Raw genomic sequence first — 13,211 nt, forward strand, 5'->3', positions numbered from 1 at the left:
CTGGCGGGGGAGGAATCATATTCAATCCGCGAACAACAAGACCGGCGTCTCGAGCAGCTTGCGCAGCGCCTGGACATAGCTCGCCGCGTCCCAGCCATCGACGACGCGGTGGTCGCAGCTGATCGACAGGTTCATCAGCTTGGCGCGGACGATGTCGTCGCCGACGAAGATCGGGCGCTCGACAATCTTGTTCGGGCCGATGATCGCCACCTCGGGCCGGTTGATCACCGGCGTCGTCGCGATGCCGCCCAAAGGTCCAAGCGACGTAATCGTGATCGTCCCGCCCTGCAGTTCTTCCGACTTGATCTTGCCGGTGCGCGCCGCCTCGGCGAGGCGACCGATCTCGCTCGCCAGCTGCCACACATTCATGTCCTGCGCGTCGCGGATCACGGGGACGGTCAGGCCCGAATCGGTCTGCGTCGCCATACCCATGTGGACGCGGCCATGGCGCGTCACCACGCCGCCCTCATCGTCATAGCGCGCATTGAGCATCGGGAAGTCGGGCAGGGTGCGGCAGATCGCGACGATCAGGAACGGCAGCATCGTCAGCTTGGGCCGCGTTCCGCGATTGGCGTTGAGGTCGGCGCGCATCGCCTCCAGCGCGGTGACGTCGATCTCGTCGACATAGGTGAAATGCGGGATCGCGCGCTTCGCCGCCGCCATATTCTCGGCGATGCGGCGACGCATCCCGATGACCTTGACCGCCTCGTCCTCCCGCGCGCGGCTGGCGTGCGGGGCGTGATAGCCCTGCCCACTGCCATAGCGCAGATAGGCGTCGAGATCGGAATGGCGGATATGCTGCCCGTCATGCTTCACATCGGCCAAGTCGACGCCCAGATCTTTGGCGCGCGCGCGCACGGCGGGGGAGGCGAGGACGTGCCTGCTCTCCCTCTCCCCTTCAGGGGAGAGGGTCGGGGAGAGGGGCATATCCACAGGCGGCGGCGCTTCAGGAGAGTCCCCCTCTCCCAACCCTCTCCCCTCAAGGGGAGAGGGCTTTTCATCGACCACCTCCGGAACCCCCGGCGTCTCCGCCTCGACCTGCTCCTCGACGTCCTCAGCAACCGGCGCATCTGCTACCGCAGCCGGAGCCTCCTCGGCAACCGCGTCCTCGGTCTCCACCACCATCAGCGACGCGCCGATCGCCACCTGATCGCCGACCTCGCCGGCCAGCTCGACCACCACGCCCGACACCGGCGATTCCATTTCGACGGTCGCCTTGTCGGTCATCATATCGGCGACTTGCTGATCCTCCTCGATCCGGTCGCCGACCTTGACGTGCCAAGCGACGATCTCGGCTTCGGCAATGCCTTCGCCAATATCCGGAAGACGAAACGTAAAGCGCGCCATGCCGATCAGTCCTTCAGGAGTTTCTTGAGTGCCTGTCCGATGCGGACCGGCCCGGGGAAATAGGCCCATTCGAGCGAATGGGGATAAGGCGTGTCGAACCCGGTGACGCGCTCGATCGGCGCCTCGAGGTGATAGAAGCACCGCTCCTGCACCAACGCCGACAGTTCCGCGCCGAACCCGCCGGTCCGCGTCGCCTCATGCACCACCATGCACCGTCCGGTCTTCTTGACCGACTCCTCGATCGTCTCGATGTCGAGCGGAACCAGCGTGCGCAGATCGATGATCTCGGCATCGATCGCCATGTCCTCGACCGTGGCCTTGGCGACATGCACCATCGTGCCATAGGCCAGGATCGTCAGCGCATTGCCCGGCCGCACGATCGCCGCCTTGCCCAGCTCGATCCGGTAATAACCCTCGGGCACAGCGCCAGCGGGATGCTTCGACCAGTTCTCCGCCGGGCGGTCCCAATGGCCGTTGAACGGGCCGTTATAGATGCGCTTGGGCTCGAAGAAGATGACGGGATCATTGTCCTCGATCGACGCGATCAACAGCCCCTTGGCGTCGTATGGCGTCGACGGGATCACCGTCTTCACGCCCGACACATGGGTGAAGATGCCCTCGGGGCTCTGGCTGTGCGTCTGTCCGCCGAAAATGCCGCCGCCGAACGGCGAGCGTACGGTCAGCGGCGCGGTGAACTGCCCGGCCGAGCGATAGCGCAACCGCGCCGCCTCGCTCACCAGCTGGTCGAGCGCGGGATAGATATAGTCGGCGAACTGGATCTCCGGCACCGGGCGCAGGCCGTAGGCGCCCATGCCGATCGCCACGCCGATGATGCCGCATTCGGTGATCGGCGTGTCGAACACGCGAGTCTTGCCGAACTTCTCCTGCAGCCCCGCGGTCGCGCGGAACACGCCGCCAAAATAGCCGACATCCTCGCCCATCACGATCACGTTCGGATCGCGTTCCATCATCACCGCCATCGCGGAGTTGATCGCCTGGATCATGTTCATGCGGACGGTCTCGCCCGCTTCGCCGGTCTGAGAGGTTTCTACGACTTCGTTCACGGCAAAACCTCCGTCATCCCCGCGAAAGCGGGGACCCACCTCCCGCACTGTCCACCCTGCCGCGCGGCGCGGAGATGGGCCCCCGCTTTCGCGGGGGTGACGATCAAAGAATGATAGGGCATCACGATTTCCTCGCCCATGGACGGCCGCTTGCCTCTTCCTCGTCCAGCATCTGCTGGCGCTGCTCGCGCAGATGCCAGGGCATCTCCTCGAACACCCCGTCGAACAGCGTGTCGAGTGGCTGGTGCAGGCCATGGCCCAGGATGCCGTTCTTCTCGGCTTCCTTCTGCGCCGCCTTGACCCGTTCGGCGACCTCGCGGTCCTGTGCGGCGTGGCGCTCCTCGTCCCACTCGCCGATCGCGATCAGATGCGCCTTGAGCCGCGCGATCGGGTCGCCCAGCGGCCACGCGCCCGGCTCGCCCGCGCTGCGATATTGGCCTGGATCGTCGGAGGTCGAATGGCCCTCGGCGCGATAGGTGAAATGCTCGATCAGCGTCGGGCCCTGATTGGTCCGCGCGCGCTCCGCCGCCCATTGCGTCGCCGCATAGACCGCCAGCGCGTCATTGCCGTCGATGCGCAGCCCGGCCATGCCATATCCGATCGCCCGCGCGGCAAAGGTCGTCGCCTCGGCCCCGGCAAAGCCCGAAAAGCTCGAAATCGCCCATTGGTTGTTGACGACGTTGAGGATGACCGGCGCCTTGTACACTGTCGCGAAGGTCATCGCCGAGTGGAAGTCGCCTTCGGCCGTCGATCCCTCGCCGCACCACACCGCCGCGATACGCGTATCGCCCTTGGCCGCGCTTGCCATCGCCCAGCCCACCGCCTGCGGATATTGCGTGGCGAGGTTGCCTGAGATCGAGAAGAAACCGTCCTCCTTGGACGAATACATGATCGGCAGCTGCTTGCCCTGCAGATTGTCGCCGCTGTTCGAATAGATCTGGTTCATCATCTGAACCAGGCTGTAATCGCGCGCGATCAGGATGCCCTGCTGGCGATAGCTCGGGAAGCACATATCGTCGCGGCTCAGCGCATGGGTGGCGGCGATCGCCACCGCCTCTTCGCCGGTGCACTTCATGTAGAAGCTGGTCTTGCCCTGCCGCTGCGCGCGGAACATCCGCTCGTCGAATGCGCGAACGAGCGCCATGTCGCGCAGCATCGCACGCAACGTGTCGGGGTCGAGTCGCGGATCCCACGGGCCGACCGCGCGCCCCTCATCGTCGAGCACGCGAACCAGCGTATAGGCAAGGTCATGGAAGCTCGCCGGATCGGCGGCGGTGTCGGGGCGGGGTTGGGCGCCGGCGGGGGGCACCTCTACGCTCGCGAAATCGACCGCATCGCCGGGCCGGAAGCGCGGCTCCGGCACATGCAGGCTGAGCGGGGGAAGATTGGGGCGCAGGGCGTCCGCCGTCATGCTCTCTCCAGCGTCTAAAGGGCCTCCACATCGCCTGGCGGCGTGCGGAATAGTATTTCAGCGCCTGATTATATTGTTTCAACGCGCGAGTCGAGATGGGACAGCATCACTGTCCTGAAATAGGCCGTTCCCGCGCGTCGGGCTGCCAGCGCGCACTCTAAACCAAACGCCCTCTTTTCGCGAGCGATCCACACAAGGGGCCGGACCCATAGTCGGCAACCGCGAAGCGGCGGGCGAAAATTGGCGCATGGAGGGCGTCGCTCTGCGGTCACGAGGGATAGCCATCGCTCCCTCCTCGCTCCTACCCATGCGCCAATTTTCGCTCCGTCCCGACCATTGCCGACTATGGGTCCGGCCCCTAAGGGGGAGACAATTCCATGACACTCGCTGGGGAGCGGCGCGCATATGAAACTGATGGCTGGCAACTCGAACCTGCCGCTCGCTCAGGCGATCGCCTCCTATCTCGAGATTCCGCTGACCCAGGCCAATGTCCGGCGCTTCGCCGACGAGGAAATCTTCGTCGAGATTCTCGAAAATGTCCGGGGCGAGGATGTGTTCGTGCTCCAGTCGACCGCCTATCCGGCCAACGACAACCTGATGGAATTGCTGATCATGATCGATGCGCTGCGCCGCGCATCGGCCAAGCGGATCACCGCCGTCCTCCCCTATTTCGGCTATGCTCGCCAGGATCGCAAACCCGGCCCGCGCACCCCGATCTCGGCCAAGCTGGTCGCCAATCTGATCACCACTGCGGGCGCCAACCGCGTCCTGTCGGTCGATCTCCACGCCGGGCAGATCCAGGGCTTTTTCGACATTCCCACCGACAATCTCTTCGCCGCCCCGGTGATGAGCGAGGATATCAAGGCGCGCTTTTCCGACAAGAATCTGATGGTCGTGTCGCCCGATGTCGGTGGCGTGGTCCGCGCCCGTGCGCTCGCCAAACGCCTCGACAACGCGCCGCTCGCGATCGTCGACAAGCGCCGTGAAAAGGCCGGCGAATCGGAAGTGATGAACATCATCGGCGAGGTCGAGGGCCGCTTCTGCGTCCTGATCGACGACATCGTCGATTCGGCCGGCACGCTGTGCAACGCGGCCGCCGCGCTCAAGGAAGCCGGCGCCGAGGATGTCGTCGCCTATTGCACCCATGGCGTGCTGTCGGGCGGCGCGGTCGCGCGGGTCGACGGCTCGGCGCTGCGTGAGCTGGTCATTACCGACACGATCGGCAACCACGCCGTGGTCGGCCAGGCCGAGCGCATCCGCCACCTCACCATCGCCCCGCTGATCGCCGAAGCAATCCGCCGCATCGCGGACGAAAGCTCGGTGTCGAGCCTGTTCGATTGAGGGTCGCGTGAAGCCGCGTCTGCCCGTGCGATGAAAAAGGGGCATGGTCTTCGGCGCGCCTTGCCGCTTGTGGCGCGCGCCGACCTGGAATCCATGCCGACCGGCGCGCTTCTGGCCCGGCTCAAGCGACTGCGATGGTGCGAGGACAGCCCCGAATCTAGCGACCTCCTGGAGGAGGAGCGGGCGAGCGCAAGTCATATGATCCTGTTCAAGACCGATCCCGCCTGGCGCCGCGCCTATACCGATCTCAAGGACGTCCTGGCGACCCGTGAACACCTCGACGTGAAGCCGTAGGGCGCGTCAGCCCAACGCTTTCCCCACCAGCACCACGCCCACCCCGATCATCAGCCAGTAGATCGCGGTATAGAATCGCTCCGGCGAAACCCGCCGTACCAGCCATACCCCGGCAAAGGTCGAGGCGATCGCCACCGGCATCAACGCCGCCGCAGTCGTCAGATTCGCCCGCGTGAACTGCCCCAGCGCGAGATATGCGGGCACCTTGATCCAGTTCACCGCTGCGAAATAGACTGCGGTCGTCCCGACCAGATAGGCGGGCGCAAGCCGGCGCGGCATTACCCATAGCTGCCAGGGGGGCGCGCCGGCATGGGCGATCTGGCTGGTGAAGCCCGACGCGACCCCGAACAGCGACCCTACCCAGCCGGGCGAATCGGATGCCGTGGTCGCGCCCAGCCGGTCGCGCCGCAGCTGATAGGCGCCGAACAGGATCGAGATCGCCCCGACCATTGCCAGCACCATGTCCGGCGACACGCTCGCCGCGAAGAGATAGCCGATGGCGATGCCGACGATCGCCCCCGCCAGCGTCCAGCCCATCACATACCAGTCGATGCTGCGGCGGAACGCCCAGACGCTCACTGCGTCCTGCACGATCAGGATCGGCAGCAGGATCGCGGCGGCCTGGACCGGGTCGGTGGCAAAGGCGACCATCGGCAGCGAGAGTGACCCGGCCCCGGCAAAGCCACCCTTGCCCAGCCCCATCAGGACGACCGCCGGCACCGCCAGCGCGTAAAAGAGCGGATCGACGATCAGAACCGGCCAACCGGCTCGCGTATTCCGGCGTTGCCGCGCGCCTTGAGCTGCGCCTTGAGCGTCTCGGGTGCGGGCGCCCACAGAAAGCCGAAGCTGACCGTGCCCTGCTTGGTCTCGACCACATGGTGCAGCCGGTGCGCCTGGATGATCCGCTTCATGTAATTCGACTTGGGGATGTAGCGGGTGTCGAGCCGCTTGTGCACGATCACGTCGTGGAATCCGAAATAGATCGCACCATAGGCGGCGATCCCCGCGCCGATCCACGCATATCCCTGCCACCACCCCAGATGCACCCCGCCCAGCAGCAACACGAACGACGGCACGGCAAAGATCACCGCATACAGGTCGTTCAGCTCCCAGTTCCCGGTCCGCGGCGAGTGGTGGCTCTTGTGCAGGAACCAGCCCGGCCCGTGCATCACCCAGCGGTGCGCGACATAGGCGAACCCCTCCATCAGAATGATGGTGACGAAGAAGAGCAGGATGCCAAGCGCGGGATTCATGCGGCTGATATAGCGCGGCGCCATGTCCGTTGCGAGCCAGGTGATTTCCCCGATTGCGGCGACTCGCTGCATCCGTCGCTTGCGAGAGGCGCTAGGCCAAGCCGCCCGGTGACAGGTTCGCAATACCCGACCCCGCGCCGATCCAATGCCATTATTGCAACTGCGTCGCACTTCCAGTTTTTCCGGATTTGATTCCGCCGCGCCCCTGTGCTTAAGCGGCGCCGATTTGCTGCGAACGCGAAGGGCTGCCTCATGAACATTCACGAATATCAGGCCAAGGAACTGCTGGCGAAGTACGGCGCGCCGATCGCGGCCGGCCACGCCGCCTTCACCGTCGAGGAAGCGGTCGAAGCCGCCAAGAAGCTCCCCGGACCGCTCTATGTCGTGAAGTCGCAGATCCATGCCGGCGGCCGCGGCAAGGGCAAGTTCAAGGAACTGGCCCCCGAAGCCAAGGGCGGCGTCCGCCTCGCCTTCAGCCTCGATGAAGTCGAGTCGCACGCCAGGGACATGCTCGGCAACACGCTGGTGACGATCCAGACCGGCGAAGCGGGCAAGCAGGTCAACCGCCTCTATGTCACCGACGGCGCCGACATCGCCAAGGAATTCTACCTCGCGCTCCTCGTCGATCGCGCCACCAGCCGCGTCGCCTTCGTCGTCTCGACCGAAGGCGGCATGGACATTGAGGAGGTCGCGCATTCGACGCCTGAAAAGATCCGCAGCTTCTCGGTCGATCCGGCGACCGGCTTCATGCCGCATCACGGTCGCACCGTTGCTGCCGCGCTCGGTCTGACCGGCGACCAGGCGAAACAGGCAGCGAAGGTAGCAGCCTCGCTCTACGCCGCGTTCCTCGCCACCGATGCCGAGCAGATCGAGATCAACCCGCTCGCGCTGACCGAGCAGGGCAATCTGCTCGTCCTCGACGCCAAGGTCGGCTTCGACGGCAACGCCATGTTCCGCCACAAGGATCTGATGGAACTGCGCGACACCACCGAAGAGGATCCGATGGAGCTCGAGGCGTCGAAATACGACCTCGCCTACATCAAGCTCGACGGCGATATCGGCTGCATGGTCAACGGCGCGGGCCTCGCCATGGCGACGATGGACATCATCAAGCTCAACGGCATGTTCCCGGCCAACTTCCTCGACGTCGGCGGCGGCGCGAACAAGGAAAAGGTCACCGCCGCGTTCAAGATCATTCTCGCCGATCCGGCGGTGAAAGGCATCCTCGTCAACATCTTCGGCGGGATCATGAAGTGCGACATTATCGCCGAAGGCATTGTCGCCGCGGCGAAGGAAGTGAACCTGTCGGTCCCGCTGGTCGTTCGCCTCGAAGGCACCAATGTCCAGCAGGGCAAGGACATCCTCGCCAATTCCGGCCTCCCGATCGTTCCCGCGAACGATCTGGGCGATGCGGCGAAGAAGATCGTGGCGGAGGTCAAGGCGGCTGCTTGATCGCGGCCACCTGAACGCCCATTGAAGGGGGGTCCGGCGCGGTTCGCGTGCCGGACCCCTTTTCGTTTGCGCGGGTGACGCTACGGCAATCGGTCGATTCCATACCGGACTTGCGAAAACGGCCAGAACCCTACTAGGGAACGACAGACTCGAACCTTTAAAACGACGCGATTGGAGCGGAGGACGCGATGAAAGTGCTGGTGCCGGTCAAGCGTGTGCTTGACTATAACGTAAAGCCCCGCGTGAAGGCGGACGGGACGGGCGTGGATCTCGCCAACGTCAAGATGAGCATGAACCCCTTCGACGAGATCGCGGTCGAGGAAGCGATTCGCCTCAAGGAAAAGGGCGTGGCGACCGAGATTATCGTCGTCTCGATCGGCGAGCAAAAGGCGCAGGAAACGCTGCGCACCGCGCTGGCGATGGGCGCGGATCGTGCGATCCTGATCGTCAGCGAGGACCGCGTCGAGCCGCTCGGCGTCGCGAAATTGCTCGCCAAGGTCGCTGAGGAGGAGCAGCCCGGCCTGGTCATCCTCGGCAAGCAGGCGATCGACGACGACAACAACCAGACCGGCCAGATGCTCGGCGCACTGCTCGGCTGGGGCCAGGGCACCTTCGCGTCAAAGGTCGAGGTGTCGGGCGACAGCGTCGAGGTCACCCGCGAAGTCGATGGCGGTCTCGAGACGGTCAAGCTCAACATCCCGGCGATCGTCACCACCGATCTTCGCCTCAACGAGCCGCGCTACGCCTCGCTGCCCAACATCATGAAGGCAAAGAGCAAGCCGCTCGCGCAGAAGACTCCGGCGGATTACGGCGTCGATGTTACCCCCCGCCTCACCGTGGTGAAGGTCGCTGAGCCGGCCAAGCGCACCGCGGGCGTCAAGGTCGCGGATGTGGATGAGCTGGTGATGAAGCTCAAGGCGATGGGCGTTGCAAAATAGGGCCAACCTCCGTTTGCCCTGAGCGTGTCGAAGGGCGATGCGTGCCATCAAGGATAGGGCGAGTCCCGGATCTGACCCGGGGTCAGCCCAAACGGATTGAGAGGAACATGAGATGACCGTTCTGGTCTGGGTCGAACACGACAATGCGTCGGTGAAGGACGCGACGCTCGCCGCGGTCACCGCCGCGGGCAAGCTGGGCGACGTGGTCGCTTTGGTCGCGGGGCAGGGCGCACAGGGTGCTGCCGACGCCGCCGCGAAGATCGCCGGCGTGTCGAAGGTGCTGCTCGCCGATGATGCGGCCTATGGCCACGCGCTGGCCGAAAATGTCGCGCCGCTGATCGTCGATCTGATGAGCGACTATGACGCCTTCGTCGCGCCCGCCACCACCACCGGCAAGAATATCGCACCGCGCGTCGCTGCCCTGCTCGACGTGATGCAGCTCAGCGAGGTTCTCTCGATCGAGGGCGACCAGTTCACGCGCCCGATCTACGCAGGCAACGCGATCGCGACGGTCACCTCGTCGGATGCGAAGAAGGTGCTGACGATCCGCGGAACGGCCTTCGACAAGGCAGCGACCGAAGGGGGCAGCGCCAGCGTCGAAACCGTCTCCGGCATGGGTGACAAGGGCCTGTCGCGCTTCGTCGGCGCGGAAATCGCCAAGAGCGAGCGTCCCGAACTGACGAGCGCGAAGGTGATCGTCTCGGGCGGCCGCGCGCTGCAGAGCGGTGAGAATTTCCACAGCATCATCGAACCGCTCGCCGACAAGCTCGGCGCCGCAGTCGGCGCCAGCCGCGCGGCGGTCGATGCGGGCTATGTCCCCAACGACTATCAGGTCGGCCAAACCGGCAAGATCGTCGCCCCGGAAGTCTATGTCGCCATCGGCATCTCCGGCGCGATCCAGCATCTGGCTGGCATGAAGGACAGCAAGACGATCATCGCGATCAACAAGGACGAAGACGCCCCGATCTTCCAGGTCGCGGACCTCGGCCTGGTCGGCGACCTGTTCAAGGTCGTCCCGGAGCTGACCGAGAAACTCTGAGCAAATTCGAACCGGAGAAAAGGGCGACGCATCTTCGGTGCGCCGCCCTTTTCTTTTGCGTGGACCGGGCGCGTCGCTAAACACGAAGCATCTGTTTGGAAGGGGGGTTATGAAACTCGTGAAGACGCTCTGCGCGGTTGCCGCGCTCACCCTCTCGGGCCTCGGGACAGCTACCGCGCAAACGCTGGAATATGACTGCGACACGCAGGCCGAACATTTCTCGGTGCTCAAGGCGGTCCAGAGCGGCCCCGATTATCGGGTGACGGGCAACATCTCGCTACGCGAGACTTTCGCGGTCAAAAAATACCTCACGCTCGGCGTGGTGCAGTTCGAGCCGGAGGATGGCAGTTGGCGCGCGCGCCTTGGCATCGTTGTGCTGCCTTCGGGCAAGCAGACGACCGTCATCGGAACGCTCGAAGTCACGCGCAACGGGGTCGAAGACCCCCCCAAGATCCTCGGCGAGGTTGGCGCGTTCGTGAAAGGACAAACCTATCCGATCGCGCTGACGCTCGGTGCCGGTGGCGGGACTGCGACGCTGGGTCGATATAGCGCGCCCGTCACCGTGCCGGCATCCGGAAAAGTGGACGCATCAATCATCTGCTCGGGCGGGGAATTCCTGTTCACCGATCTGAAGCTCGGCGGCTGAACACCACAAACAAGTAAGCCCCGTCGCTTTCGCGGCGGGGCTCCCTGGACGATCCGTTCCACATGGGTTCGGGTCGTCTAAATGCTCTTTCTCTCGATCAAGCTAGGTAACAACGTCCGCCGGACGCGATTGGTTCCACCCGCCGCGAAAAAATTCTCGCGCCTCAGAACCCGCTCAAAAAGCTCGCGACATTTGCCCCAAGCGCGTCGACCGCATAGCCGCCTTCCATCACGATCGCCGTCGGCAGGCCAGCTGCGGAGAGGTCGGCGCCCAGCACCGCATAGTCGGCGGTCTCCAGCGCGAATTGCGAGATCGGATCGCCGACATAGGTGTCCGCGCCAAAGCTCACCAGCAACAGCTCCGCCCCGAACCCCTCAATTGCCGCCAGCGCCTGTTCCTGCGCCCTCCGGAAGGCATCGATCCCGGTCCCGCGCGGCAGAGGCAGGTTGAGCGTCGCGCCTTCGCCGGCGCCCTCGCCCCGCTCATCCGCATGGCCCCAGTAAAAGGGGAAATCGGTCGCCGGATCGGCATGGATCGAGGCGAAGAACACGTCCCCGCGCTCCCAAAAGATATCCTGCGTCCCGTTGCCGTGATGATAGTCGATATCGAGGATCGCGACCCGCTCTACCCCCGCATCGCGCGCCGCCTGCGCCGCGACCGCGACATGGTTGAGGTAGCAATATCCGCCCAGATAATCCGCGCCCGCATGATGCCCCGGCGGCCGCGACAGCGCGAATGCCGCGCGCTCGCCTTCCAATACCGCGTGCGTCGCCCCCAGCGCGCTCTGCACGCTGCGATAGGCGGCGTCCCATGTCTGCGCGGTCAGCGGGGTCGATGCGTCGATGCTGTACTGCCCCGCCAGCGCGTCGATGCGGTCGAGCTTCAGTGCGCGCTTGCGCACCGTCGGCCAGATATAGCCGATGACATCGCCCGGCCGCCCCGCCTCTGCCCAACGCGCGGGCGCGGTCTTGAGGAACTCGATATAGTCAGCGTCATGCACGGCGCGGATCGGCGCCTCGCCGCGATCCTGCGGCAGTTCGGTGCTGCCCAATGTTGCGGCGATCCCGGCAGCGCGACCGGGCTTTTCGGCATAGGGGACGAATTCGCCATTATGCAGCTCCGTAGCGGGCGCATGGGCGAGCTGCCCCGGATCGTGAAAGCAGCGCATCAGACTGCCTGCGTCACGCTGGCATCGCAATCGGCATCGCCGCGCCGACCGTCGTTCCACCGGGGAGAGAACCGCAGGATGAGGAAGCCGACCACCGCCGACAATATCGATCCGGTCAGCACGCCGATCTTCACCTCGTCCACCAGCAATTCATTGCCCGGGAAGGCGAGCCCGCCGATGAACAGGCTCATCGTAAAGCCGATTCCACACAGCATCGCGACGCCATAGAGTTGCAGCCAGGTCGCGCCGCCCGGCGGCGAGGCAAAGCCGGTCTTCGCCGCCGCCCACACGCTTCCGAAGATGCCGACCTGCTTGCCGATGAACAGGCCCGCCGCGATGCCGAGCGGTAGCGGCTCGAGCAGGATCGCAGGCGACATGCCCGCCAGGCTGACGCCTGCATTGGCAAAGCCGAACACCGGGACGATCAGATAGGCGACCCAGGGCGCGAGCGCGTGCTCCAGCCGGTGCAGCGGCGATTCGGCATCGTCGCGCACACCCGGGCTCGCGGTGATCGGCACCATCATCGCGGTCAGCACGCCCGCGATCGTCGCATGGACGCCCGACATGAACACAAAATACCACAAAGCCGCGCCAAGCAGCAGATAGGGGGTCAGCTTTTTCACCCCGCTGCGGTTCAGCACATACATCGTCGCCATTAACAGCGCGCCCAGCGCCAGGTACAGCGTCGACAGTTCCGCGGTATAGGCAATGGCGATGATCGCCACCGCGCCCATATCATCGACGATCGCGACGGTGGTCAGGAACAGTTTGAGCGAGGCGGGCGCCCGGCTTCCGAGCAGCGCCAGCACGCCGATCGCGAACGCGATGTCGGTCGCCGCAGGGATCGCCCAGCCATTGACCAGCGGCCCGCTCCAGCCCGCGATGAACAGATAGACCAGCGCGGGACCCACCATCCCCGCTGCCGCGGCGACGATCGGCAGGCGGCGATGCTCCCATGTCGCCAGCCGCCCGTCGACGAACTCGCGCTTGATCTCGAGCCCCACGAACAGGAAGAAAATCGCCATCAGCGCATCGTTGATCCACAAATGCACGGTCATCGACCCGTATTTGGGGCTGATCACCGGGCCGGTATCGGCGTGCAGGAAGTGGAAATATCCCTCGGACAGGCCGGGCAGATTGGCGACGATCATCGCCAGTGCCGCTGCCGCCATCAGGATGATGCCGCCCGCAGCTTCGCTCTGCAGGAAATCGCGCAGTGCAGAGCGTGCGACTCGATCGTTCTTGGCTGCCATGACGT

General features: G+C 64.9%; 12 protein-coding genes. 5 read left to right on the forward strand and 7 right to left on the reverse strand.

Annotated elements, in window-relative coordinates:
- Positions 1-21 precede the first annotated feature (21 nt).
- From FPZ54_RS15400 to FPZ54_RS15410, 3 genes are all read right to left on the reverse strand, one after another.
- The gene (locus FPZ54_RS15400) at positions 22-1,347 is read right to left on the reverse strand and encodes a dihydrolipoamide acetyltransferase family protein (RefSeq protein WP_145848647.1); all 1,326 of its coding nucleotides are present in this window, start codon (positions 1,345-1,347) and stop codon (positions 22-24) included.
- 5 nt (positions 1,348-1,352) lie between these two features.
- The gene (locus FPZ54_RS15405; RefSeq protein ID WP_145849922.1) at positions 1,353-2,357 is read right to left on the reverse strand and encodes an alpha-ketoacid dehydrogenase subunit beta; all 1,005 of its coding nucleotides are present in this window, start codon (positions 2,355-2,357) and stop codon (positions 1,353-1,355) included.
- A gap of 175 nt (positions 2,358-2,532) precedes the next feature.
- Positions 2,533-3,822: a 3-methyl-2-oxobutanoate dehydrogenase (2-methylpropanoyl-transferring) subunit alpha gene (locus FPZ54_RS15410; protein WP_145848649.1), complete on the reverse strand. Its 1,290-nt coding sequence runs from the start codon at positions 3,820-3,822 to the stop codon at positions 2,533-2,535.
- Positions 3,823-4,227: 405 nt separating this feature from the next.
- On the opposite strand from FPZ54_RS15410, the gene FPZ54_RS15415 reads away from it, so the two are divergent.
- Complete coding sequence (locus FPZ54_RS15415; protein ID WP_145848651.1) at positions 4,228-5,163, forward strand: ribose-phosphate pyrophosphokinase; 936 nt, start codon at positions 4,228-4,230, stop codon at positions 5,161-5,163.
- A gap of 300 nt (positions 5,164-5,463) precedes the next feature.
- Here the strand turns inward: FPZ54_RS15415 and FPZ54_RS15425 are convergent, their stop codons facing one another.
- Complete coding sequence (locus FPZ54_RS15425; protein ID WP_422396575.1) at positions 5,464-6,159, reverse strand: sulfite exporter TauE/SafE family protein; 696 nt, start codon at positions 6,157-6,159, stop codon at positions 5,464-5,466.
- A 47-nt stretch (positions 6,160-6,206) separates the two neighbouring features.
- Positions 6,207-6,710: a sterol desaturase family protein gene (locus FPZ54_RS15430; protein ID WP_145848655.1), complete on the reverse strand. Its 504-nt coding sequence runs from the start codon at positions 6,708-6,710 to the stop codon at positions 6,207-6,209.
- Positions 6,711-6,962: 252 nt separating this feature from the next.
- Between FPZ54_RS15430 and sucC the strand changes: the two genes are divergently transcribed.
- The 4 genes from sucC (at position 6,963) to FPZ54_RS15450 (ending at position 10,785) form a co-directional block, all read left to right on the forward strand.
- Positions 6,963-8,162: an ADP-forming succinate--CoA ligase subunit beta gene (gene sucC / locus FPZ54_RS15435; RefSeq protein ID WP_145848656.1), complete on the forward strand. Its 1,200-nt coding sequence runs from the start codon at positions 6,963-6,965 to the stop codon at positions 8,160-8,162.
- A gap of 188 nt (positions 8,163-8,350) precedes the next feature.
- On the forward strand, positions 8,351-9,100 hold the full coding sequence (locus FPZ54_RS15440; protein WP_145848658.1) for an electron transfer flavoprotein subunit beta/FixA family protein: 750 nt from the start codon (positions 8,351-8,353) through the stop codon (positions 9,098-9,100).
- Between the two features lie 112 nt (positions 9,101-9,212).
- Complete coding sequence (locus tag FPZ54_RS15445; protein WP_145848660.1) at positions 9,213-10,139, forward strand: electron transfer flavoprotein subunit alpha/FixB family protein; 927 nt, start codon at positions 9,213-9,215, stop codon at positions 10,137-10,139.
- A 109-nt stretch (positions 10,140-10,248) separates the two neighbouring features.
- Positions 10,249-10,785: a hypothetical protein gene (locus FPZ54_RS15450; RefSeq protein WP_145848662.1), complete on the forward strand. Its 537-nt coding sequence runs from the start codon at positions 10,249-10,251 to the stop codon at positions 10,783-10,785.
- Positions 10,786-10,948: 163 nt separating this feature from the next.
- Here the strand turns inward: FPZ54_RS15450 and FPZ54_RS15455 are convergent, their stop codons facing one another.
- On the reverse strand, positions 10,949-11,953 hold the full coding sequence (locus tag FPZ54_RS15455; RefSeq protein WP_145848664.1) for a histone deacetylase family protein: 1,005 nt from the start codon (positions 11,951-11,953) through the stop codon (positions 10,949-10,951).
- On the reverse strand, positions 11,953-13,206 hold the full coding sequence (gene nhaA, locus FPZ54_RS15460; protein ID WP_145848666.1) for a Na+/H+ antiporter NhaA: 1,254 nt from the start codon (positions 13,204-13,206) through the stop codon (positions 11,953-11,955). The genes FPZ54_RS15455 and nhaA overlap by 1 nt, the downstream gene beginning before the upstream one ends.
- Positions 13,207-13,211: the final 5 nt, after the last annotated feature.

Origin of the sequence: Sphingomonas suaedae (assembly GCF_007833215.1) — a bacterium.
Classification (GTDB): Bacteria; Pseudomonadota; Alphaproteobacteria; order Sphingomonadales; family Sphingomonadaceae; genus Sphingomonas; species Sphingomonas suaedae.

Coding starts and splice junctions, on each gene's coding strand:
- FPZ54_RS15400 (WP_145848647.1), bottom strand. CDS start 1,347: ATGGCGCGCTTTACGTTTCGTCTTCCGGATATTGGCGAAGGCATTGCC.
- FPZ54_RS15405 (WP_145849922.1), bottom strand. CDS start 2,357: ATGAACATGATCCAGGCGATCAACTCCGCGATGGCGGTGATGATGGAA.
- FPZ54_RS15410 (WP_145848649.1), bottom strand. CDS start 3,822: ATGACGGCGGACGCCCTGCGCCCCAATCTTCCCCCGCTCAGCCTGCAT.
- FPZ54_RS15415 (WP_145848651.1), top strand. CDS start 4,228: ATGAAACTGATGGCTGGCAACTCGAACCTGCCGCTCGCTCAGGCGATC.
- FPZ54_RS15425 (WP_422396575.1), bottom strand. CDS start 6,159: ATGGGGCTGGGCAAGGGTGGCTTTGCCGGGGCCGGGTCACTCTCGCTG.
- FPZ54_RS15430 (WP_145848655.1), bottom strand. CDS start 6,710: ATGAATCCCGCGCTTGGCATCCTGCTCTTCTTCGTCACCATCATTCTG.
- sucC (WP_145848656.1), top strand. CDS start 6,963: ATGAACATTCACGAATATCAGGCCAAGGAACTGCTGGCGAAGTACGGC.
- FPZ54_RS15440 (WP_145848658.1), top strand. CDS start 8,351: ATGAAAGTGCTGGTGCCGGTCAAGCGTGTGCTTGACTATAACGTAAAG.
- FPZ54_RS15445 (WP_145848660.1), top strand. CDS start 9,213: ATGACCGTTCTGGTCTGGGTCGAACACGACAATGCGTCGGTGAAGGAC.
- FPZ54_RS15450 (WP_145848662.1), top strand. CDS start 10,249: ATGAAACTCGTGAAGACGCTCTGCGCGGTTGCCGCGCTCACCCTCTCG.
- FPZ54_RS15455 (WP_145848664.1), bottom strand. CDS start 11,953: ATGCGCTGCTTTCACGATCCGGGGCAGCTCGCCCATGCGCCCGCTACG.
- nhaA (WP_145848666.1), bottom strand. CDS start 13,206: ATGGCAGCCAAGAACGATCGAGTCGCACGCTCTGCACTGCGCGATTTC.